The organism is Paenibacillus sp. FSL H8-0034 (assembly GCF_038000305.1).
GTDB lineage: Bacteria > Bacillota > Bacilli > Paenibacillales > NBRC-103111 > Paenibacillus_S.
The window spans coordinates 4286993-4308763 of record NZ_JBBOBS010000001.1 but is presented as its reverse complement, the minus strand read 5'-3'; the positions used below and the strand labels follow the sequence as shown (position 1 = coordinate 4308763).

Sequence of the window (21771 nt, the reverse complement as noted above, 5' to 3'; positions counted from 1 at the left end):
TGATTCACCTCAAAATAATTGTCTGTCGAATTTTTTGGCCAAGAGATTGGCACTGAGAATAAAGACGAAAGCAACAACCGATTCAAAAAATCCCAATGCCGCTGTGAGACTGAACTGCCCACCTTGAATACCTAATGAAAAAATATAAGTACTTATCACTTCGGAAATCTGTGAGACCATCGCATTGCGCAAATTGTAAACCTGATCAAAGCCTACCTCCAGGATTCTCCCCATCGAGAGGATCAGCAGTAAAATAATCGTGCCGCTGATTCCCGGTAAAGTCACATGCCACGTTTGTTTCCACTTGCTGGCTCCGTCCATGCCTGCGGCCTCATAGAGAGCAGGGTCGATGGAAGACAGTGCAGCCAAATAAATGATCGTGCTGAAGCCCATTTCCTTCCATACACCTGAACCAACGAATATCGTCACCCAGGATACAGGCTGGTACAAAAAGGGATAAGGTGCTCCAAATTGCTCGGCAACCCAGCGATTGAGGGCACTGGACTCCAAGGAAAAAATCGTCACAATCATCCCCCCCACGATGACCCATGAAAAAAAATGCGGTAAATAGACAATCGTCTGGATCGCTTTCTTGTACCACATCTGCTTCAGGTCATTGAGCATCAAAGCCAAAATGATCGGAACCGGGAACCCAACACCCAGATTCAAAAAACTGAGCCAAAACGTATTCCAGATAATGTGCAGGGTTTTATCATTGCTAAACAGCATCCTGAAATTTTGCAGTCCCACCCACGGGCTATGCAGGATGCCGTCAAAAAAGTTGTAATCCTTAAATGCGATTATTAATCCCCCCATAGGCAAATACCTGAAGATCAGGTAATATGCAATTACCGGAATGAACATGATGTACAGCGGCATGTTTTTCTTGATTCGGGGCATTCGTTTGACTGCGTTCATTCTCTGTTGACTCCTTTCCTTCCGTTGATTATAAAATAGTCTTTATTCACCTGACTTCTAGATTGTACCCGCTTTACAAACCGCTTTCTTTAATTTAAATTGGATGAATCTTTACTTTTTTTAGGTTGATGCAGCATTTCCCCGGACAAAGGTTATTTATAATCACTGGCAGCCGTCGCTTTTATTCAAGGAGGTTCTATCGTGCCCACTACCTTTTCATTGACCCGCAGTCTCGTTGTGAAGCTGATTGTCAGCTTCTCCCTGATCATTATTGTCACCTCCCTGCTTACAGGAGCCATGATCTACTATTCCAACCAGGCGCTGTTTCAAAATGAAATCAAAAGCCAGTTCTTCAAAACCAATGAACAGACCATGGAGAGACTGAGTCTGAAAATTCAGGAGGTCGAGCGGATTACCCAGTCCATCGTGTTCCAGCCTTCGGTCACAGCGATCCTCACCAGCTCCACGGCTGCCAGAGAGGTTCCTCCCTACTCGGAGCTGCAGCAGATGTATGATCTGGTATCCCAGGCTAGACTCGACGCACCCTATCTGCGGGCTATGTTTATTTACAATCTCAACGGAGACAATTATTACAACGCCAACAATGGAGCTATTGCGATGCTTGAACCTTCCGCACGCCAACATATCGAGCAGCAGCTTGAGGGCTCTAATGGTGCGCTGGTCTGGCTCAGATTGAAATTGGCAAGCTCCGCTGATCCTGAAGGGGTCCGCAGCATGATCGTGGCCGCCCGACAAATGAAAAGCACCTGGCAGGAGACCTATGGCACACTGATTCTGGTTTTGGATGAATCGTTCTTTTACGAGGTGACCCGGGAGCTTGAAGGGGCCACTGGTCAGGTTTACCTGCTGGATCGCAAAAATCGGCTGCTATTCACCGAACAAAATACTCCTGATCCGTCCGCAATTCCCCTCCAGTTCACCGATGATATCTCCGCCATCACCATGACCGGGCAAGGGAAATACCTGTTTGTGCGCAAGGAATCGGCTTCAGTGCATTTCAAACTGATCAGCGGGCTGTCACTGAAGGAAATAGAAAAGAAAAACGCTGACATTTTCAAAATGATTGCTTTCTCAGGCCTGATCAGTATTGTCTTAACCGGCTTGCTGCTGTCCATTGTGAGCGCCCGGCTGCTGCATCCGTTAAATGAATTGGTGATCAGCATGAGGAAAATCCGTACAGGCCAGTTAAAGACTCGTATTGTCGTAAGAACCCGAGACGAGCTTGCTTTTCTCGGAGAATCCTTTAATGATATGATTGACCACATCAATACACTGATAAACGAGGTTTATGTAAAGCAATTGCGCGAAAAGGAAGCTGAATTGAGAGCGCTTCAGGCTCAGCTGAACCCTCATTTTCTTTACAACATTTTCAATGAAATTTACTGGAAGCTGTATGTACAAAATGTTCGTGACACTGCCGCAATTATCAAATCGCTGTCGACAATTCTCCGTTATTCCTTAAAGCCCATCGAGCAGGCAACTACACTGAAGGAAGAGCTGGAGCAAATCCATAATTACATCAATATTCAGATGGAGCTGTTTCATCCCGATCTGGAGCTGTTGATGGACATTGACCCTCTTGTATTGCCTAATGAAATTCAGCGGCTGATTCTGCAGCCAACGATCGAAAATATATTTGTACATGCATTCACGCTCAGAACGAATGTAGACAAGAAGCGTCTGACGATTCATGCTTATGAGCAGGAAAATGTACTGTGTATTGATATTACCGATAATGGCAAAGGGATCCCCTCACCATTGCTTCATAAGCTGCAGCAGCCTGACCGCGACAATCATCGTGAGCACCTGGGTATTCAGAATGTTAAACGCAGAATCGAATTGGTATACGGATCGCCCTTTGGTCTGCAATTGTTAAGCGTGGAAGGTGCAGGAACGACAGCCAGCTACCTTTTACCGATAAAAAAGGAGGTACAGGAATGAAAGGAACCCTACTGATCGTTGAAGACCAGCCGAATTTTCGTGAGGGGTTACGTATGTTTATTGAACAGGAATCCATTGGGTGGGAAGTGATAGGAGAAGCCGAAAATGGTGAGGAGGGTATGGAGAAAATTAAAGCGCTTCAGCCAGATCTTGTCTTAATGGACATTCATATGCCTGTCAGGAATGGAATCGAATTGGCCGAATGGATGTTTTCAAATCGAATAGATACGATGTTTGTTATCATAACCGGCTTTCAGGATTTCTCATATGCACGATCTGCGCTGCGTTATGGAGCACTGGATTTCCTGCTGAAGCCTTGCTCGGATGAAGACATCTCCCGCATCCTGCTATCGGCCTATGACAGGCTGGAGGAAAAAAGAAAAAACCGGCATGCCCTAATAACTGCCAAGGAAAATACTTTAAGATCCGTCCTGCTCCGATTACAATTAAACGAGCAGTCGGCCTCACAAATGCTCAAGACTTTCAACAACCGTCATTTATGGCTTATTTCTGTCGAAGATTATTTCCCTGCCGACAGAAACTACCGTGAAGAGGATGTGTATCTCATCCAATATGGAATTCTGAACATTGTGCAGGAGCTGATCGAGAAAACATCCCTTCCCTGGGAACTCATGGTATTAACCATTGATCAATTCGTATTGTCCACTTCTCACGACACAGACCTATCCGTTTGGAAGACCACCATGATCAACACGGTACATGCATATTTGAGTGTCCAACTTCATGTTTTCCCTTTAGGAAACTGCACTGATATTCCAGCCCTGCTATCAGCTTATGCGGTGTATGGCCCTTTAATTGGTCATGCTTCCCGACTTTTGAACCAGCCCTACTCTGCTCCCATTCAACAAGCAGAAAGCTACAGAAAGAAAATGATGTCCCTGATTGTGTCCGGCGAAGCCGATTCCCTGGCGGACTATTTGAGCGAATGCTGCTTATCCTTACAGAATCATCCTTTATCCGAGATTAAAATAATTGCAATCCATCATGTGATGGCGCTGCAAGAAACTGCAGAAATATTGTTCCCTGCTTCATCACATACCTACTCTGTGAACTCAATACTTGAGCAGGTACAGCAGCTTCAGGCTGTAGGACAGGTGCAGAGCTGGCTGCACGGGCATTGTACGGAATTCCTTGATCGATTGAATGAATGGAGGGACAGCGCCAACAGCAACAAAACGATATTTCAAAGGGCTTTGCACTTTATACAAGAGCATTATTTGGAAAATTGCTCCATCTCTCAGGTTGCCGAGCATGTCCACTTGAATCCTAGCTATTTCAGTACATGGTTTAAAAAAGAAAAAGGCGAAACCTTTACCAGCTACGTCAATAAACTGAAGCTGGAAAGAGCGCAGGTGCTGCTTCGAAATACGGATATGAAAATGATCGAGATCGCCCAAGCCGTAGGCTTCGAGGATTCAACCTATTTTGCCAGCATCTTCAAAAAATATTTTCAGGTATCCCCCAGTGAATTTCGTCAAAACCAGAGGCTCAATGGGTTTAGTGATTATATCCCTTAATGGGAGATAGTTAATCCTTACTTCGTCTCATCTTACAAAGGTGAACATTGGTCTATAGAGCAATAGGGACCAGAGCTATTGCAGGTCTTTGACAAAAGTCAATCCCCGTACATAGGCGATATACGGGGACTTAGCCTTCAAAATCTGTTATTTACGTGCAGCCGGCTGATATTCTCCAGGTACCATACCCGTTGAAATCGCTATTCGATTCCAACTATTGATCGCGTTAATCGCCATAATTAATTTGACAAATTGGCCCTCGTCAAAATGTTTGCGGACCTGCTCATACAATTCCTGTGGCACACCAGCATCCGAAATTCGGGTCACAGCTTCCGTTAATGCTATTGCGGCCCGCTCCGCTTCCGTATAGAACGGAGCTTCCCGCCATGCATTAAGCATATACAAGCGCTGCTCCGTCTCCCCCATTGTACGCGCATCTTTCGTATGCATATCAAGGCAATAGGCACAGCCATTAATTTGCGAGGCACGAATTTTAATCAGCTCCAACAGTTTGTGGTCAATACCACTCTTCTTCACATACCCTTCCAATTTTAAAAGTGTTTGTAAAGCTTCGGGTTCCACCTTGATATAATCCAGTCTCATTTCCATATGTCATTACACTCCTTAATTTTTTGTTATTCTGCCAGTAATTTGATCGCAAATTTCAAGCTTTTCCAACAGAGTATCCCTGTTATACTGCATCTAACCCACTTGTCTTAATAAAACCTTTCAGCTTCATCATTGCCTGCAAAGCACTTGGGCTTGCATGGATATGGTTTAATCTGACCTTCCTAGCAATCTCCTCCTTGAATAATAAATTTGATCTTGTCTCTATAAGCATAACGTCGACAATACTAATCGACGATTTATCTTGACCACAATATAACTCTTTAATTTATGGCTGTCAACCAAAAAACTTATGAGTTCATTAGCTGAAAATGCCCATACCCATATTTGACAAGGACTTTAAATCCACCTAAGATGATTTATAACAACTTTTATATCTAGAGAGCAGGTGTTTGGATGCAGTATAGTATTGGCGTAGAATATGGACTGCATTGCTTGATATATTTAATTGATACTCCTCCCGATTCTACCATTGGCATTAAAGAGCTTTCCGCTTTTCAAGGTGTTCCCGAGACCTACCTTTCAAAAATTTTTAGTAAATTAACAAAAGCAGGTATCGTTAGCTCTGTCCCTGGTGTCAAAGGAGGCTATAAATTAGCCAAGTCTCCTTCGGATATTTCTTTTTGGGATGTCGTTGAAGCTGTAGAAGGTGCTACCCCCATTTTTCAATGTAAAAATATCAAAAATAATAGCTATCTATGCCGTGATGAGGACTATGCAGCATGCACTCTAGCTTCTCCCTGTGTGATTAACTTAGCTATGCTCGAAGCTGAAGAGAGTATGCGCAATGTCCTGCGCAACAAGTCACTCACTTGGTTGAATGAAGAGCTTGATCGCGTATTAACCCCTCAATCGCGCAAAGATACTCGTGAGTATTTTGCCAATAGCAACCATGTTTAATGGTGATATTAATGCTTTTCCAAGAAGACAAAAAAAGCTTGAGCTATCTTAATCGATAGTCCAAGCTTTTTTCTAACGAAGCACCATTCGAACGTACTCTTGCTCAGATTGGGATACTTTTTACTTAAACTGTTCTGCCAGCATCTCTGCCCACTTATAGTTGGCTTCCTTCGTTCTCCCCGCATTATGAGGCGTATGAACGACATTGTGCCTGCCGAGCAAAGGGTCATCCAAAGATAACGGCTCTACATCAAACACGTCGGCGGCAAGACTTATTTCGTCAGCAAGAACTCTTCTTCTTAGCTCCTGCATATCGCAAATTTCTGCACGCGTCGCCAATACTACGATACAGCCCTTGGGCAGCATGCCGATATGCTCTGCGGTAATCAATCCTTTCGTGCTTTCGGTTAATGGAACCATGGGAACAAAAATGTCCGCATCCTGTACAAGTCTCTCCAAGTACCATTCTTTCCTGCTTCCTGCACGGTGAAAGGCAGGCTCTGGAGCGAAAGGATCCCAGGCCGCGACATCGGCGCCCAGCATACTGACAAAGCTGGCATAGCGACTCGCGATATTGCCCGCTCCGACGATCCGGACCCGTTTGCCTGCCACTGTGCCGTTGACGAATCGTGGGTCGTCGCCAAACTGTTCGAGCGGATGACACCAAGGCTGCTGGCTTGTAATCATTTCGTGATGGGTCTGCGGAATCCGCCTTAATGCACATAACGTCAACGCCAAGCCAAACTCCGAAACAGACTGTCCCCAGTAACCCTCGGATGGTTGATTATAGACACGGACGCCTCTTTCCTTGAGCAAATCAATGACCTCCTGCGGTCTATCGCTCGCATAAGGTCTAGTACTAATGAAGGTTTCCTGCAGGTTAGTGAATTTGTCCATACACCCTGTCGTGACAGGAACGGCTAGTGAAACCAGTCGTGTAACGTCTTCAGGATGTGGGATCACTTCCGAGAGCAGTGCTGTCGATTCTTGTGGGAGCCGTATTAACTGGACCTCTCCAAGCCGTTGCAGCAGCTGATGCAAACGGTCTGCTGTATAAGGCCACACCTGCTCAAAATCCGGGTGTACCAATAGGATGTTGCTCATTTTATTATACCCTCCCGCAGAATAAATTCCATGATTCTTCAATTAACGCTGGTTGAGCTTCACCACCAAACACGACAATGCGATGCTTAAATGAGGTGCTCTCTCCCTTGGACAGCTTCCATTCACCTGCGATGCAGCAGCTCGGACTAATCCCCAGCTCTCTATCCACCCGCCACGGAACCGGATGCTCGGGATTGGAGCTATGGTCCAGGATGGCAACACCAGCTGAATTATCCCGTCCTTCTATTGGCATGCTCACGGCGACCCAGCGAGCCCGCTTTGCCTCTGCTTCCAAATTGCGATTCCCCTCGCTGTTGCACACCTCCCCACCCCTCTCTTGACGGTAAGGCATACGAATAAACAAGCCTCCATAGGCATGCTGCCCGAAGGTGAGATCTATATCTGCTATGAGCTGCCAGCTCAGATCCAGCTCGTACCGATCACCCAAATCTGTTAAGGACCAATTCTGCTGTTCTTGCAGCATCGGCTCTCCTCGTGGGTCCCGCCACTCGGCACGAACGTTCCATGATGCCCGATTTTCCGTGACCTGCGCGGACTCCAGAGGACGAGGATGAAAGGTTCCGTCCAGCTCCTTGCTGCCTCCAAGACCTTCGCTCCAAAATCCGATACCGTTCACAGCATTGAGTCCCACATAAAGCCCATGCTGCCATGGATGATGAGTAGGCTCATTCTCCGTGAGTACACCTGCGCCATCCGGAGCCACTATAGGATGAATATAGGGCCTTGAATGACTTAGCGCATTTTGAACGAGAATTGGCTCCGATTGACCCTTCCGGTAGATCAGCAAGCTATCAGGGTGATTCTCCACATACAAAAATGGTTTAATAGCGGTTGACAATGTGCTTACCACTCCTGTTTCTCATATTAGATACCTGACTTTCTAAAATTCGGAAGCTTTACCTGAACTCCCTGTTTCATAGCCGATTCATGAGCGCATAGACCGGCACTGGTCCAATTCGCCGAAGTGAACACATCGGGAAAGGGTGCCCGGTTCTCAAGGATACTCCGTACAAACTCATGCGCCAAATGCGGATGGGAGCCTCCGTGTCCACTGCCCTGGGTGAAGGAAAGATGCTGATTCCCGGTGTCGTCATAAATACCTTTGGTAGTGAAACTGCGAATCTCCTCTGGCAACCGACTCCCATAATCAGGTATCTTCACCCTTTGGCCCACCTCTCCGTTAAAGACAACCGGTATCTCGTGTTCCAACTGCTGCCATTCGAAGCTCATTCGTTCTCCATATACATCAAAGCTTTCGATATACTCTCTGGAGGTATTGAATAGCGAACGTGTTACTTCCATTGCCAGCTCCGAATCACGCAGCTGAAACAAGGCGGATTCAACAGCAAACGGCGAGCCGTATTTAGCCGCTAGCTGCTCATCAATCCTTCCCGATCCCAGGCAGCTGACCGTGTCCGCATCACGATTGGCAAGCGCCAGCAGCGGGCTTACGGCATGGGTCGCATAATACATGGGAGGCAGTCCCTCCCAATATCCCGGCCACCCGGTCATATCCTGTTGATGGGCTCCCCGCAGAAATTGTATCCTTCCAAGCTTACCTGTATCGAGCAGTTCTTTGGCATAAAAAAACTCTCTTGTATAAACCGCTGTTTCCATCATCATATAATACTTCCCCGACTGCTGCTGGGCTTCCACGATTCGATGGCAGTCCTCGATGGAGGTTGCCATTGGAACTGTACAAGCCACATGCTTGCCGGCACGAAGGGCGGCTATGCTCTGCTCAGCATGATCGGGAATAGGTGTATTGATATGTATGGCATCGATATCGGGATCCTTCAGCATAGCTTCATAATTATTGTATCGCTTCGATATGCCAAAATGATCAGCAACCTGCTTCAGCTTCTCCTCCGATCTCTGGCACACGGCCACCAGCTGTGCATCTGGATGCTGCTGATAGATAGGAATAAATTCAGCACCAAAGCCTAGACCTGCTATGGCGATTCTTACTTTTTTATCCATGGATATCCTCCCAACCTTCAATTACTAACCTTATATTAGTCTAATTCCGATCAGCCGGTCGATGAGTTTTTTTGTACACTTCCTTAGATTTTTTACATTTGACTTATTGAAATTAAAGGCTTATATATAAAGAAAGTAGGTTATGACTGGAGGTTGTAGTATGAGTAATTTCACATCTGTACACATACGTAGGGAGGCAGCAATTGAGAAGCCGCAAAAGCATGTCGCTCTGCTCATCGAAACTTCAAATGAATACGCACGCGGGCTGCTTGCCGGCATCAAATCTTATATCCGTACACATCGACCTTGGTCCATATATTTAGGAGAACACAGCCGACTTGGAACAGATCTATCCTGGTTGAATAATTGGAAAGGTGACGGTATATTAGCCCGTATTGAAAATAAGGAGATTGCGGAATACATTCGAATGTTAAATGTGCCTACTGTTGATTTGAGCGCTTCCCGACTGCTCGAATATTTGCCATGTGTTGAGACCCATAATGAGACCATTGCGATCTGGGCTGCCGAGCATCTATCAAGTCGGGGCTTGAAGCATTACGCTTATTGCGGAGACCCCGGATTTCGCTGGTCTGTTGAGCGTGGCAAGCATTTCGAGCATTATTTGCAGCAAAAAAAAGGATACACCGTCCATACCTTTCAGCATCAGTCCAAATCCACAGTGATGGATGAACGGCTGTTGATGGCGGAGTGGCTCCAACAGCTGCCCAAGCCCATTGGCATTATGGCTTGTTATGATATCACAGCCCAGTCGCTTCTGGAAGCATGCCGACTCGCTGGCGTTACCGTACCCGAGCAGGTTGCCATCATTGGCGTAGATAATGACGATTTGCTCTGTAACCTTTCATCCCCTCCTTTATCCAGCATACAGCCGGATACGGTAAAAAGCGGTTATTTGGCAGCTTCCTTGTTGGATAGGATGATGTCCGGAGAAACAATCGCCCCTCAGACCTATTTCATAGAGCCTGTACAGGTGATAACCCGAATGTCGACCGATGTTATTGCCGTTGAGGACCCTTACGTATCGAGTGCTATCCAGTTCATCCGTGAGCATGCGTATGAGGATTTGAAGGTCGAGGATGTACTGCGTCATATTCCACTCTCCCGCCGATCGCTCGACCACAGGTTTATGAATGCGCTTGATCGGACTCCCCATGAGGAAATCATCCAGGTAAGGATGAAGCTCCTGATGCGGCTTTTATCAGAAACCGACTGGACACTGCCTGTCATAGCGGAACATCTCGGTTATAAGCATCCAGAATACATGGGCGTGGCCTTCAAGAAATTCTCCGGCATGTCCCCCGGGGCTTTCAGGGAGCATCATAAGGGCATAACCCTTTGACAAGCGCGTTAGGCTGATACATGAGCAAGATGAAAAGGACTGGAATGTAAAAAAGGGCCGAGCTCGTCAATCTGAGTCCCGACCGATTTTGGGTTTTGTATCAAGTAACACGATGATGTTAAGTGTATAAAATATTGCGCATGAGCAGTCGGCGGTTTACGAGCATCCCGGTCCTACTCCCGACTTCTTATTATGAAGTGTTATAACCTGATTTTGGCATCGCTTCCGCTGACTGCGATACAAACTCTCCCAGCTTCTTTGGCTCCCAAGATTCATTTTCCATACACATTGGACCCGAGCGGCATTCCCTACAGAGTCCCATACAGCCGCCGACTTCCACGTTCCAGCCGAAATCCCTGTATTGGAGGATCCAAGCTTTCGTATCCGTGTGTTTACCAAAATTGTTAACACAAAATAACACATGTCCGGTCACACGCTTACCCATTTGCATCATCCTCACACTCTTTTGTTCATGTAATGCTCACGTGCCAGCCGCATCTGCTCGCGGTACTCCCCCGGTGTCTGTCCACACATCTTACGGAAGATCCGATTAAAATAAGGCGCATCCCCAAAACCGCATGCCATTGCGATCGACTGCATCGTTCCGGTTGTGCATTCCAGCAGCTTTTTTGACTGGCGAAGCCGGATGTCCCTCAGCATCTGCATCGGGGTTACTTGATAAGTCTCCAGAAAAATCCGGTCAAAATAAACCGGATGCAGGTGCACCAGTACAGCCAGTTGCTCACGGGACAACTTCTGTGCGTACTTTTCCATCATATAACGAATAACTACAGTAAACCGATCCTGCTCCGTTCGCGCTTCTTTTTCTCTCAACGGTCGGTTGGCCAGGTCCCACTGCTTCAGAAGCTCGCTGAGCAGCTCATACACATATGCGGTAACAAGCAGGTCCCGGAAAGGTAAGCTGCCATTCCCCCAGACGACCAACAGCTTTTGAAACGTTTCACAGTATAACTCGGATGACTGGAGACGAAAGACGAGAGGAACCGGATACAGCCGGAACAAGTCCAAACCCGAAGTGTATTCAGCCTGAAAAGCAACCCACAGGTGGACACCACTTGTATGAGACCGTTCGCTGAAAGGAACGTGAGGCGGATGGATCATCACACACCCAGCACCGAGCTGACTGGAAACTCCTTCTGTAACCGTTTCCACAGTACCCTCCAGCACATAACTGACGATCCAATGCGGGTAAACCTTGTCCTCGATATTTAATTTCACATAGGAAGCTTGCTCAGCGACAAATAATGATAGCTGCATATCCGTTTGCACGGTGCTCGAAGTATAGCCTTGGCTGCTGCTCATGACTCCACCCAACCTCTCCGGAATAGATCCTTTCCGGAAACATCGTAACCCATCTTAGCTTCCGATGCAAAGCCTTTTGGATGATTTATAAATGATTAAACCTTCGCCTGGTAAACCCGTTTGCCGTCCAATGCGACTGTCGGGCCTTTTGTGTACTCTATGCCAGTTCGTGGATCGATTGCGCCGTCAACAGAATACTGCATAATGTACGATTTACGTGTGGATTGACTTCTGTTTGGCGTGCTGCGGTGAAATAACAGAGAATGAAATGCGATCATAGAGCCTCTTTTCACAGGAACAGCCAGCCCTGGCTCCCCGCCAAAATAACATTGCCAGCCGATACCTGTTTGTTTATGCTCAACAAGCCCTTGCAAATGCGAGCGCGGGTGAATCCAAATGCAGCCATTTTCCAATGTGGCATCCTCCAATGCCAGCCAGCAAGTCAAATAATGCTCAGGCTCAATCGGTGCATAACCGTTATCCTGATGCCAAGGGAAGTCGCGATCTGCCTCCGGTGTCTTATAGACGGATTGATCATGATACAATCTGATATCCGGACCGATCAAGGTAGTTGCAACCTCGACCATTCGTTCTTGACCGATAAATTTTTCGATATACGGATTTTTCTGGGACAAATGCGAGGTGAAATTGATCTGATTCGGAATACTGATACCCTGCTGACCTAACTCACGTACCTGAGCAGCATGTTCCTCATCCAGTATATCGATATGTCGTGTTAAATCCAGCATTTCCTCTTCTGTAAACAGATTTTCCAAAATAACATAACCTTCCCGTTCATAATGCTCCTTGTCGATTTTTGTCTTTAACATTGTTTTGTCCTCCTTAGTAATTATGATTTTGTTCATTTCTTACTTCTGATTATGGAGAAAAGATAGGATTTGCTCAATGACTGTAATCAACCGTTTATTGTACTATCTTAACCATGAAGCTGCTCCGGGCCTAAATCACGATATTGTCATTTCATAGTTTGCTGAAAGGGCAAATCGGCATGTACAATATAAATCGAAGATTAGTGTGAATTTAAAACTCTGGAAGGGCATTATTTAATGGAAGTATGAAAGGATCCATTCAGGTGGAGTCAGCTTTAGGTGAGGGTACTACGTTTACGATCTCTTTGCCGATGTAACATCCTTTAACCTAACAGCTTGATTGAATCCACATTTAAATCATTCCGCTTCCCTCTGAATTCGGTCGGTGTCATCCCCATTAAGGCGCGAAAAACCTTACCGAAATAACCGAGATTATCGAACCCGGTTCTTAAAGCAATCTCCTGGGCAGGCAGCCCTGTGTCTCTTAACAGTTTAAGTGATTCCTGAATCCGCTTGCGACGCAGATAATGGATAGGGGTAAAGCCATAATATTTGGGAAACATTCGGCACAGGTGATGCTTGGACAATCCTGCGAAGGCCGCTACTTCACTGAGTTGAATCGATTCCGCGTAATGTTGATCCATATAACCCACCGCTTTACGGAAGGTATCGGGGATATGGCCATTCTCATCCACGCCTTGAACGGAGACACGAAGCAGTGACATCATCCATTCGTACATTCTCAGCGAGATTAAATATTTGTCCTCAGCCAACCGCTCTTGAAGCAAATCTTCGTAAAGCCTCTCTAACAGCATTATAGGACCTGCACTGCGCTGCAATGACAGTACCGGCCCGGTTCTGTTCATGATGCTGAAGCACAATTCCTCCACGCCTGGTCCGTCGAAGCGCAGCCATATGAATTCCCACGGAATAGCCGCTGCTGATTCGTAATAATAGCAATGATCGCTTGGCACCTTTACAAGGAAGGCCTGCCCGGCAGGTATGCTGAGCACCTGAGTACCTACACGAAGCCGTCCTTCTCCGGATAATGTGAACTGAAAAATAAATCCGCCTCCCTCCCGTTTGCTTCCCTCCCATGAATAACCTTCATCATGGGAGCTTTCCATACCAATCGAGATAATACGCATCAGATGTCGATCATCTTCTTTAACATATCGAAACCCCAAGGACTTAACCACAATATATTACCACTCCAACAATTATTTTCGATTGATAACTTTACCAAACAAATATACGCTAGTAATAGCTTACCACAACCAAATACTATAATACTAACATGGAGGTTATCTGTATGTCCCAATTTCAAGACTGCTTCTACCGCTATGAAGGCCCACTCTTCACTGTAGGCAATTCGCGAATTGAGCGAACGTGGGATTTGTCCAATGGTGTCCCGGTTTCACAATCTCTTCTGGACAAAAGCACGAACGAGCAATGGATAGAGAACTCGCAGCCTATGCCCATGTTCCGATTTCCTTTTCTAACGGATACGAGACTCCTGATTTCCAACGTGGAAGCAGCCATCGAAAATGATTACACAGTCGCCGAAGAGCATTTAAAGGTCACTTTGAAGCTGGAATATGCTTGTTTCAGCGTGCTGCTGGTTACCCGTTTATATCCAGAGCGTCCCTACCTGCGTCACGAAGTTTCAGTGAAGCTCACAGAGGCAGGCGATTCTGATCATTCCGCAGCGGCTAATGGAACTGCAGCAGGAATTGATCTGCAGCTAGATGACAACAACAAGGCCATATCCCACCTTCCTGTCGATTATGTGGACGCGCTGCCATTCAGGGAACGTCATGGACGCTGGTCCTCTGCCATCCTTCGCGATGTGACAGACCATCATAACAACCTAGTGAGTGAGGAAAGCGGTTTATTTTATGTCAATGAAAAAAGTGATGTATCCGCCAGTCTTCTATTTGTAAGCAATCCGTTTACTGAGGGCAAGCTTTTCTTCCTCAAGGAGTCTCCGACCTCATTTGGCCAGCTGCATTACCCGGGATATGATTATCGTTTTATCGGAAAACGTGTATTTATGACAGGAGGCGGGCTGACTGAAGCCGATCTGAGTCCGGATCGGTATGTACCGGCTTACGGCTCTGTAGTAGGTGTTGCCTCAGGCAAAGACATAATTGCGCTTCAGGCACTACACGAGTACCAAAGCTCAATCCGCCGTTTTAAGCCCAAACTGGACAGCTTTGTGATGAGCAACACATGGGGAGATCGCTCGAAGGATGGACGGGTGAACGAGGAATTCCTGCTCGCAGAGCTGGAAGCAGCGGCTCAGATGGGAATCGGTATATTTCAGGTCGATGATGGCTGGCAGCAAGGGGCGACCTCAAATTCCGTCATCTCAGGGGGAGTCTGGAGTGGGTACTATGACTATCAGGATAACTTCTGGCAGGTGAACCAGGAACGCTTCCCAAGAGGGCTTGAACCGATTGTTAATTTCGCAGCACAGCATGGAATCAAACTAGGGTTGTGGTTTTCACCCGATTCCTCCAACAATTTCAGTAATTGGCAGCGGGATGCAGCTACTTTGCTTCGGCTACACAAAAGCTATGGAATCAGTTATTTCAAGCTGGATGGGATTAATATTACGTCCAAAGCCGGTGAAGTCAATTTGAACAACATGATGGAGCAAACTATAAGCGAAAGTGGCGCAGCCGTGTGCTTTAATCTGGACACAACTGCTCAAATCAGGACTGGCTATTACGGCCGTAATCAATATGGATGCCTGTTCCTGGAAAATCGCTATACGGATTGGACTAATTATTACCCGCACTATACCCTGCGTAATCTATGGATGCTCAGTAAGTATGTACCCACTCGCAGGCTGCAGATGGAATTCCTCAATGTCGAGCGCAATCAGCAGCTGTATGACAACGATCCGTTGTCACCAGGCAAATGCGGTTTTGCCTATTCCTTCGGTGTAACGATGGTGGCAAATCCTCTTGCCTGGATGGAGTTAAGCGGGCTAAGTGATAAGAATCGCAGGCTGCTCAGCATCATGCTTTCGTCCTATCGCGCACTTCAAGCCGAGCTACTGGGCGGTACCGTTCTTCCGATAGGCAGCGAGCCCTCTGGCTTTGGCTGGGCTGGCTTCCAATCAATGAGCGCCTCAAGTGGAACTGGCTTATTAATCATTTATCGCGAAAATTGTGAATCCCCTAACCATTCATTCGACCTCTGGAAAGCTTCTGGCAGCAAGCTTCAACTTGAATGCTTGATCAGATGCGAGGGTGGTGCATGGTCAGGAGATGGCGCTAAGCCTATAGAGACCCTGCAGCTTCACCCGGATGCGGCTAACCGCTACAGCTTCAGTTTGAACCAACCATATTCCTATGCTGTATATCGGTATCAATTTTAATTATATAAATATTGTAGAATGAACAAACAGAACCTGCAGGGGGAAATCTCCCTGCAGGTTAATTGTTTTCCATTTCATGAAGAGTTCCACAACCCAATCGGATATTAAGACTCCAGCTACTCACAGCTTTTGGACTGATTACCATAACCTTTTCTTGTTGCTGAGCTTCCGTCAAGCTGTCGTAATAACCGCTGCTGGGCTCCAAAGCACATACGCTATATTCGTTATATTGACCCTCATCTATCCAAATACCTAAGTAAGGAACCTCATCTGGGGACCAGCTCATTGTCAAATATTCACCGCTGTTAGCTTCATGAATCCCGGCCCATCCACATGGCACCGAACCCTCCACGTAGAACTTCCGTGAATCTTTTGCAGCTGCCGATCCCACTCTATTCAATTGTCGAGAGTGATTTCCCTTGCCAGATGGCCAAGGATATCTCATTCCCGCTTCCAGCATGCGTCCGCCATCGACACATAATACCTCTTGAATTTCGGAAGGTAAACAGATTCGCGAATGCTCTGTTGCAACGAATTGTGGATGAGCCGTCCAAAATACCGTTAATGTTTCCTCACTTCTGTTGGTTACCTTATAATCGAAACGAACGGTATAGTCATCAACAAATAACATTCTGCGAGTGAACTCGTAAGGCAGCATAGTTCCATTCACCCTGCATTCCAATGCTTGATCCTGAATATCGACAGTCCATGGTATAGCCCACAATTCCCCATGATCAGGAAGCCTAAGGTTTGAAAAAGCACCTGCAATCGGATAATCGCAGGCCACGATAGTTGGAAAGCATTCATCCCAACCGCTCATATCCGCTGCTGTGAATACAGAGCCGTAACCTAACTTCTTCAATTCCCTTGAAACGGTTTGAGCGAGCCACTCTTTTCGGCTGTTTTTATATTGCAAGGATACAATTTTACCGCCTAATTCAGGAATGATGACCAATTGAATATAAGCGGATTCCATCGTCACGGCACTCCAGCCTTTATAAATTGATTCCGCGATGCGAGTTTGATTTTGCCAATCCATCACATGAGGCTCCACCCTTCATCTTGTTCATTCAAGACTGTCATCATTTATTTGAACGATCTCGTAGGACTTCCATTGTGAACCGTCCGAAACTGGCAGCTGGTCTGCACCTGGTCCGAGAGTCCTCCAATGCTTATGGAACTGCAGCAGCTGCTTCCAAATCTTCTCGATAGAGGTATAAGTAAGCTGCTGCATGATTAGCGTGTCAATTCGAGCCTCCCTCCTATCCTCCTTACATGCCTGAGCCATAGTACATAGATAGCGCTTGCAAGCAGGTATGCATAATATGCTCTCCATATGCGGCGGTTGCTTCCAAAGCATTCTCTCCCAGAGCAAGCCTGCCGCCAGAGCAAGCCTCGTGCTGTCGATCACACTGCGTGAAATCGATAAGCTCAGGACGTAAATATAACAGCTGTGAAATTTCATACTTGCCTGCATGGTCACCATCGAACAAGCCCTCCACCAGTTCGGGATCGCTGTCTTCCTTGAGGCGGAGGACCCCTTCCATCCAGTAATCCTTTTTATCCCATTGCGGCCAGTACTGGTGAAGCTGCATCAGGTCAATCGTCTCGACCCCAAGCTGCTCAAGTGATAGTTCAGTCGAACGGCGCAGCGAGCCCTCCGGGTAAGCCGTCTCCACAGGGATGTGGTTTCCCCAACCAATGGAGCCCGGACCCAGCGACTGCACTTTTGAAGTAATAAATGGTTTCTCCCCCCGCCATTGCTTTAGCGTAAGCCCTACGAGTTTTTCAGAAGCCCCATAAGCTCTTGCGGTGTCAATTAGCGTGACACCTCTTTCCAGACTGTGCAGCACAGATTTGATCAGGTAGGATTCGTCGAAGGTACCGAACGAGCCCCCAAGTCCCATAGTCCCAAATCCAATTCGAGATACAAGCTGTTCGGAACCGGGAAATTTAGTGAATTTCATCTGCAGAAACACCCTCCGTTATTTGAGAAGCGATTTTAATTTCACATTAGGATCACATAAAGCATTTGGATCAGGCCGAGCCTGCTTGTGTATAAGCAGTTCTCCCAATCTGATTTCCCTGGCAAGGGTTGGAGATGATCCAATGCCACTAACCGCTACCAGTTGACCATCATCATGGAGATGGAAAAATAGCTTGCCTGAATCCCCCATATCGCGCTCAACCACATGATTGCCATGGTCAGGAAGTCCGGTTACCTGCAGTGTCAGCTCATATTGATCTGACCAGAACCAGGGAACCGTAGTAAAGGACTCTGCAGCGCCCAGCATGCTGCGTGCCGCGTGCTGTCCTTGATCCTGCGCGTTGCGCCATGCCTCCAGCCTGATCCGCTTATTGCCAAAGAGTGGATGCTGAAACGAGCAGCAGTCCCCGGCTGCAAAAATAAAAGGGTCGTTAGTGGCTAATCTGTCGTTAACGGCCACACCGTTCTCAACGTCAAGACCGCTTGCCGAAGCCAGCAAGGTATTTGGGATTGCTCCTATTCCTGCAAGGATACCGTCGCAATGAATCGTGGTTCCGTCTGCAAGTACAACTATATGCTCTTCCTCAATGCTGCTTATACTGGATAAAGCCGTTCCCACGTTCAATTTGACACCGGCCTGCAAATGACGCTCTTCTATAATTCGGGCTATGGCTTCGGAAACACCGCGCATCAGAATCCGAGGTCCAGCTTCGATAAGAGTAACCGAGCAGCCGCGCTCTACAGCGCTAGCAGCAGCCTCAAGTCCGATGAAGCCTCCTCCAATAATGACCATCCTTTTCCCTGGGCATAAGTAGGTTCGGAGCTTCTGTGCATCCGCATAGGTGCGCAGATATAGCAGGTTCGGGACTATTGCTCCCCCTACAAGTAGTTGGCGCGGACGAGCCCCTGTTGCCAACAAGAGACGCTCGTAGCGGATTGTTGTATCGTCAGCAAGAACCACCGTTCGGCTGACGCGATCAATAAACACAACTGAACATCCAGACAAAAAATCAATTTGATTATTTGTTAGAAATGAATCTCCTGCTATAAACACAGGCCCCGTCTCATCAGAGGCTGCCAGAATGCGTTTGGAAAGCGGCGGTCTTTCATAAGGCTGCCACCGTTCCTCGCCAATCATCGTTATCGGGCCTTCCCAACCTTGCGCTCGAAGCTCCAAGGCCGCACTTGCAGCAGCCTCGCCAGCTCCGACAATCACCATTCCTGATTCAATCACGGTGCTCCTCCTCCATCTATATGAATGTAGACGTTCCCATTTATGATTTGTACAGCATAGGTTTTTAAGCTGATACAGACTGGCGCCCGCTTGGCTTCCCCCGTAGTCAGATCGAATCGACCGTTGTGCTTGGGACATTCAATTGCAGTACCCATGACCAGACCATCCGCCAAATGAAATTTCTCATGGGTACAATATCCGTCCGTCGCATAGTACTTGTCATCTTCCGTACGGTAGATGGCAAATGTACGGTCCCCATGATCGAACCGAATGACATCCTCTTGCTCAATTTCATCAGCAGCACATGCTTCAACCCAGTCTTTAAGATCCATGAGTAAGCCCTCCCAGTAAGGTTTGATTGATGTTGATCTCATTAGCGAAAAGGGATTCTTCCTGAGAGCCGTACCTATACGGACGTGCCGTGCTCGGCAGAGGACGAACTATCACATAAGCAGGGTCCTTCCTCTGCTTCACAAGGGCTGTAATGACTTCCTTCAAGGCTGCACCGAAGCTGCTGCAAGGCTGCGGACAATCGCTCTTCATTTCATCATGCAACGCTGGTAAGGCATGGTAAGGAACCATTGGGAACATGTGATGCTCGATATGATAGTTCATATTCCAGTAAAGAAACCTTAACACAGGATTCATATAGATTGTTCGTGTGTTTAAGCGATGATCCAATACATCCTCATAAAGACCAAGATGCTGCGTCATGCCAAACAGCAGGACAACAATCGTTCCGTAAAAGGTCGGCAAGACGATAAACATAAGCGGGAGTATCGTATGCAAGTAGATGGAGCAAGCAAGAACGGTCAAGATAATAAGCAAGTAGATCCGTGCTTCCAGAAATGTCTTTCCATGCTCGGATACAGGTATATATTCATTCTCTTCTTTATCCACTTTGCCGAAGCAATGAAGGATGAAGCGCTTGAGTTCAATCGGCCCTCCATAAAGGTGAAAGATCTCCATGATTATAATTTTCCAGAGCGGAGGCCTTTCCGTTAAGATTTCGGGATCACGTCCGACAATGTAAGTATCACTATGATGTCTCGAGTGACTCCAGCGCCAAGGGGTAGCCGATCTCAATACCATAAAGGAAGCGATTTGGTAAACGACCTCATTCATCCATGGAGTTTTAAAAGCGGTCCCATGTCCGCATTCATGCCAGCGTGAATCTGCTGGAGTTGCGTAAAGAATTCCGTAAACCGCGAAGGCAAGAATCGCCCACCAGGTCCCCCAAGCCATATAAGCCCAATATCCAGCCACGGCAAGAGCTCCAAACCAAATGATCGTATCGCGTATCGCTGGCCCATTCTTCCGTTTCATCAGCTGTTTAAGTCTCGGCCGCGGAATTGAACAGGTATACCACTCGGCCGCTACCAGTCCCTTCTCCTGAGCCAGCTTGTTTTCCGGACCTGTGAGGCTGTAATTTCTTTTGTTATCGGCTGACGACAAGATATTCTCCTCCTCTTTCCTTTCGTTCTAAATGCATCTGCTTGGTAAGTGACTTATGCTTCTGATTCTATTTTATCTATTTTCAAGGTAAAAGTATTTGGCTCAAAGTAACAATGTAGTTACCAATATCACATTATATGGTTGAAAGCCTGCACACAAAAACTGACCCAGCCGACAGTAAGGAGATCTGAAGATCAGGGCTTTACAACTACCCCGATTAAGCCTAGTATATATTTGGAGAGGGGCGTTTACTATGAAAGACAAGCTATATTTCATGGAGCCTACAGAGACGTTATCCGAGCTGCAGGATTATTATTTCCCACCTTACATTACGCTTGCTCATATGTTTCATGCTCCGGAAGGCTGGGGCTTGAAACCGCGGATATTGAAACAATTTCAGATTCAGTATGTGGTCGAAGGATCTGCGGATTACACAATCGGGGATAGACTATATGCAACAAAGCGCGGGGATCTGCTCTTACATCGACCTAATGAAATTCACGCTGTACAAACCAAGTCAGGTGAGCCTTATGTTTGCCTGTCTATCGTTTTTCATTTCGGGGCAGTAATCTTTCCCATGCATCGCCTCATTGAACACGATGCAGAGGGCAACGGGCATCTCATGGGTAACTTCACGAGTACATTGATTGAAAAGCAATGCTCCGAGCTTGTTCTGTATTATCGCCAGCCTGGAATGTACCATCAGCTGTTGTGTCAAAATCTGCTCATGCAAATCCTGCTGCAGCTGGCAGCAGCACACCAAGATAGAGAAGCAAGCGAACCTGGTAAAAAAGCAGATGCCAATAAAGCCAAATTAATTCAAATACGAAATTATATTTTAAGTCGCTTAAAAGAGGGCTTTCACCATCATGAATTGGAACGGTTAACCGGCTGGAGCCGAAACCATATCATTTCTCAATTTCATAAAACCTTTGGCATGTCACCGATACAGTACCTGATCTGGATCCGAATAGAAAAAGCAAAAGAGCTTGCCCTCCAATCCGGTCTTTCTTTTGGCGAGATTGCGGCTGAGGTCGGTTATGTCAACATTCATGCATTTGGTAAGATATTCAAAAGAAAGACCGGCATGAGCTTAAGTCAATTTTGCACAACCTTATTTGAGGATACACCAGATAAATAATAC

Annotated in this window: 21 protein-coding genes; 6 read left to right on the top strand and 15 right to left on the bottom strand. The window is 46.8% G+C overall.

What is annotated here, in order from left to right; genetic code table 11:
• Nucleotides 1-9: 9 nt before the first annotated feature.
• Nucleotides 10-918 carry an ABC transporter permease gene (locus NST47_RS19460; protein WP_341156595.1) on the bottom strand — a complete coding sequence of 303 codons (909 nt, stop codon included), beginning with the start codon at nucleotides 916-918 and terminating at the stop codon, nucleotides 10-12.
• Between the two features lie 201 nt (nucleotides 919-1119).
• Between NST47_RS19460 and NST47_RS19455 the strand changes: the two genes are divergently transcribed.
• Together NST47_RS19455 and NST47_RS19450 are read left to right on the top strand one after the other, a co-directional pair.
• Nucleotides 1120-2880 carry a cache domain-containing sensor histidine kinase gene (locus NST47_RS19455; protein ID WP_341156594.1) on the top strand — a complete coding sequence of 587 codons (1761 nt, stop codon included), beginning with the start codon at nucleotides 1120-1122 and terminating at the stop codon, nucleotides 2878-2880.
• Nucleotides 2877-4418, top strand: coding sequence for a response regulator (locus tag NST47_RS19450; RefSeq protein ID WP_341156593.1), 1542 nt, complete (start codon nucleotides 2877-2879; stop codon nucleotides 4416-4418). Before NST47_RS19455 ends, NST47_RS19450 begins: the two co-directional genes overlap by 4 nt.
• Nucleotides 4419-4565: 147 nt before the next feature.
• Here NST47_RS19450 and NST47_RS19445 read toward each other — a convergent pair whose 3' ends face one another.
• Nucleotides 4566-5027, bottom strand: a complete 462-nt coding sequence (locus NST47_RS19445; protein ID WP_341156592.1) for a carboxymuconolactone decarboxylase family protein — start codon at nucleotides 5025-5027, stop codon at nucleotides 4566-4568.
• Between the two features lie 414 nt (nucleotides 5028-5441).
• On the opposite strand from NST47_RS19445, the gene NST47_RS19440 reads away from it, so the two are divergent.
• Nucleotides 5442-5945, top strand: coding sequence for an RrF2 family transcriptional regulator (locus tag NST47_RS19440; protein ID WP_341156591.1), 504 nt, complete (start codon nucleotides 5442-5444; stop codon nucleotides 5943-5945).
• Nucleotides 5946-6065: 120 nt separating this feature from the next.
• Here the strand turns inward: NST47_RS19440 and NST47_RS19435 are convergent, their stop codons facing one another.
• From NST47_RS19435 to NST47_RS19425, 3 genes are read right to left on the bottom strand one after another with little or no spacing between them, the layout of a single operon-like run.
• Nucleotides 6066-7049, bottom strand: a complete 984-nt coding sequence (locus NST47_RS19435) for an NAD(P)-dependent oxidoreductase (protein WP_341156590.1) — start codon at nucleotides 7047-7049, stop codon at nucleotides 6066-6068.
• Nucleotides 7050-7053: 4 nt separating this feature from the next.
• Entirely contained in the window at nucleotides 7054-7908 is an 855-nt protein-coding gene (locus tag NST47_RS19430; RefSeq protein WP_341156589.1) for a DUF6807 domain-containing protein, read from the bottom strand.
• A 26-nt stretch (nucleotides 7909-7934) separates the two neighbouring features.
• A complete protein-coding gene (locus NST47_RS19425; protein WP_341156588.1) occupies nucleotides 7935-9050 on the bottom strand; it encodes a Gfo/Idh/MocA family protein in 1116 nt (371 codons plus the stop codon).
• A 160-nt stretch (nucleotides 9051-9210) separates the two neighbouring features.
• Between NST47_RS19425 and NST47_RS19420 the strand changes: the two genes are divergently transcribed.
• Nucleotides 9211-10410 carry a XylR family transcriptional regulator gene (locus NST47_RS19420; protein ID WP_341156587.1) on the top strand — a complete coding sequence of 400 codons (1200 nt, stop codon included), beginning with the start codon at nucleotides 9211-9213 and terminating at the stop codon, nucleotides 10408-10410.
• A gap of 190 nt (nucleotides 10411-10600) precedes the next feature.
• Here the strand turns inward: NST47_RS19420 and NST47_RS19415 are convergent, their stop codons facing one another.
• The 4 genes from NST47_RS19415 to NST47_RS19400 all read right to left on the bottom strand — a co-directional run bounded on the left by NST47_RS19415 (nucleotide 10601) and on the right by NST47_RS19400 (nucleotide 13762).
• Nucleotides 10601-10855 (bottom strand): hypothetical protein, encoded by a 255-nt coding sequence (locus tag NST47_RS19415; RefSeq protein WP_341156586.1) that lies wholly within the window; start codon nucleotides 10853-10855, stop codon nucleotides 10601-10603.
• A gap of 11 nt (nucleotides 10856-10866) precedes the next feature.
• Nucleotides 10867-11733 (bottom strand): AraC family transcriptional regulator, encoded by an 867-nt coding sequence (locus tag NST47_RS19410; protein ID WP_341156585.1) that lies wholly within the window; start codon nucleotides 11731-11733, stop codon nucleotides 10867-10869.
• A gap of 95 nt (nucleotides 11734-11828) precedes the next feature.
• Complete coding sequence (locus NST47_RS19405) at nucleotides 11829-12563, bottom strand: phytanoyl-CoA dioxygenase family protein (RefSeq protein ID WP_341156584.1); 735 nt, start codon at nucleotides 12561-12563, stop codon at nucleotides 11829-11831.
• Between the two features lie 323 nt (nucleotides 12564-12886).
• Nucleotides 12887-13762 carry an AraC family transcriptional regulator gene (locus tag NST47_RS19400; RefSeq protein WP_341156583.1) on the bottom strand — a complete coding sequence of 292 codons (876 nt, stop codon included), beginning with the start codon at nucleotides 13760-13762 and terminating at the stop codon, nucleotides 12887-12889.
• Nucleotides 13763-13875: 113 nt separating this feature from the next.
• Between NST47_RS19400 and NST47_RS19395 the strand changes: the two genes are divergently transcribed.
• Complete coding sequence (locus tag NST47_RS19395; protein ID WP_341156582.1) at nucleotides 13876-15951, top strand: alpha-galactosidase; 2076 nt, start codon at nucleotides 13876-13878, stop codon at nucleotides 15949-15951.
• Nucleotides 15952-16009: 58 nt separating this feature from the next.
• Here NST47_RS19395 and NST47_RS19390 read toward each other — a convergent pair whose 3' ends face one another.
• The 6 genes from NST47_RS19390 to NST47_RS19365 are packed head-to-tail and all read right to left on the bottom strand — an operon-like array spanning nucleotide 16010 to nucleotide 20627.
• A complete protein-coding gene (locus tag NST47_RS19390) occupies nucleotides 16010-16990 on the bottom strand; it encodes a hypothetical protein (protein ID WP_341156581.1) in 981 nt (326 codons plus the stop codon).
• 27 nt (nucleotides 16991-17017) lie between these two features.
• Nucleotides 17018-17185: a hypothetical protein gene (locus NST47_RS19385; protein WP_341156580.1), complete on the bottom strand. Its 168-nt coding sequence runs from the start codon at nucleotides 17183-17185 to the stop codon at nucleotides 17018-17020.
• 37 nt (nucleotides 17186-17222) lie between these two features.
• Complete coding sequence (locus tag NST47_RS19380; RefSeq protein WP_341156579.1) at nucleotides 17223-17918, bottom strand: aldo/keto reductase; 696 nt, start codon at nucleotides 17916-17918, stop codon at nucleotides 17223-17225.
• 18 nt (nucleotides 17919-17936) lie between these two features.
• Nucleotides 17937-19172 carry an NAD(P)/FAD-dependent oxidoreductase gene (locus NST47_RS19375; RefSeq protein WP_341156578.1) on the bottom strand — a complete coding sequence of 412 codons (1236 nt, stop codon included), beginning with the start codon at nucleotides 19170-19172 and terminating at the stop codon, nucleotides 17937-17939.
• Nucleotides 19169-19504, bottom strand: coding sequence for a MocE family 2Fe-2S type ferredoxin (locus NST47_RS19370; protein ID WP_341156577.1), 336 nt, complete (start codon nucleotides 19502-19504; stop codon nucleotides 19169-19171). Before NST47_RS19370 ends, NST47_RS19375 begins: the two co-directional genes overlap by 4 nt.
• Entirely contained in the window at nucleotides 19494-20627 is a 1134-nt protein-coding gene (locus NST47_RS19365) for a fatty acid desaturase family protein (RefSeq protein ID WP_341156576.1), read from the bottom strand. The genes NST47_RS19370 and NST47_RS19365 overlap by 11 nt, the downstream gene beginning before the upstream one ends.
• 253 nt (nucleotides 20628-20880) lie before the next feature.
• On the opposite strand from NST47_RS19365, the gene NST47_RS19360 reads away from it, so the two are divergent.
• Nucleotides 20881-21768: an AraC family transcriptional regulator gene (locus NST47_RS19360; protein WP_341156575.1), complete on the top strand. Its 888-nt coding sequence runs from the start codon at nucleotides 20881-20883 to the stop codon at nucleotides 21766-21768.
• Nucleotides 21769-21771 lie beyond the last annotated feature (3 nt).

Excerpts from the sequence above, each read along its gene's own strand:
- NST47_RS19460 (WP_341156595.1), bottom strand. The coding sequence starts at position 918 with ATGAACGCAGTCAAACGAATGCCCCGAATCAAGAAAAACATGCCGCTG.
- NST47_RS19440 (WP_341156591.1), top strand. The coding sequence starts at position 5,442 with ATGCAGTATAGTATTGGCGTAGAATATGGACTGCATTGCTTGATATAT.
- NST47_RS19360 (WP_341156575.1), top strand. The coding sequence starts at position 20,881 with ATGAAAGACAAGCTATATTTCATGGAGCCTACAGAGACGTTATCCGAG.
- NST47_RS19370 (WP_341156577.1), bottom strand. The coding sequence starts at position 19,504 with ATGGATCTTAAAGACTGGGTTGAAGCATGTGCTGCTGATGAAATTGAG.
- NST47_RS19380 (WP_341156579.1), bottom strand. The coding sequence starts at position 17,918 with ATGAAATTCACTAAATTTCCCGGTTCCGAACAGCTTGTATCTCGAATT.
- NST47_RS19410 (WP_341156585.1), bottom strand. The coding sequence starts at position 11,733 with ATGAGCAGCAGCCAAGGCTATACTTCGAGCACCGTGCAAACGGATATG.
- NST47_RS19385 (WP_341156580.1), bottom strand. The coding sequence starts at position 17,185 with ATGCAGCAGCTTACTTATACCTCTATCGAGAAGATTTGGAAGCAGCTG.
- NST47_RS19435 (WP_341156590.1), bottom strand. The coding sequence starts at position 7,049 with ATGAGCAACATCCTATTGGTACACCCGGATTTTGAGCAGGTGTGGCCT.
- NST47_RS19450 (WP_341156593.1), top strand. The coding sequence starts at position 2,877 with ATGAAAGGAACCCTACTGATCGTTGAAGACCAGCCGAATTTTCGTGAG.
- NST47_RS19445 (WP_341156592.1), bottom strand. The coding sequence starts at position 5,027 with ATGGAAATGAGACTGGATTATATCAAGGTGGAACCCGAAGCTTTACAA.
- NST47_RS19395 (WP_341156582.1), top strand. The coding sequence starts at position 13,876 with ATGTCCCAATTTCAAGACTGCTTCTACCGCTATGAAGGCCCACTCTTC.
- NST47_RS19415 (WP_341156586.1), bottom strand. The coding sequence starts at position 10,855 with ATGGGTAAGCGTGTGACCGGACATGTGTTATTTTGTGTTAACAATTTT.
- NST47_RS19425 (WP_341156588.1), bottom strand. The coding sequence starts at position 9,050 with ATGGATAAAAAAGTAAGAATCGCCATAGCAGGTCTAGGCTTTGGTGCT.
- NST47_RS19390 (WP_341156581.1), bottom strand. The coding sequence starts at position 16,990 with ATGGATTGGCAAAATCAAACTCGCATCGCGGAATCAATTTATAAAGGC.
- NST47_RS19405 (WP_341156584.1), bottom strand. The coding sequence starts at position 12,563 with ATGTTAAAGACAAAAATCGACAAGGAGCATTATGAACGGGAAGGTTAT.
- NST47_RS19420 (WP_341156587.1), top strand. The coding sequence starts at position 9,211 with ATGAGTAATTTCACATCTGTACACATACGTAGGGAGGCAGCAATTGAG.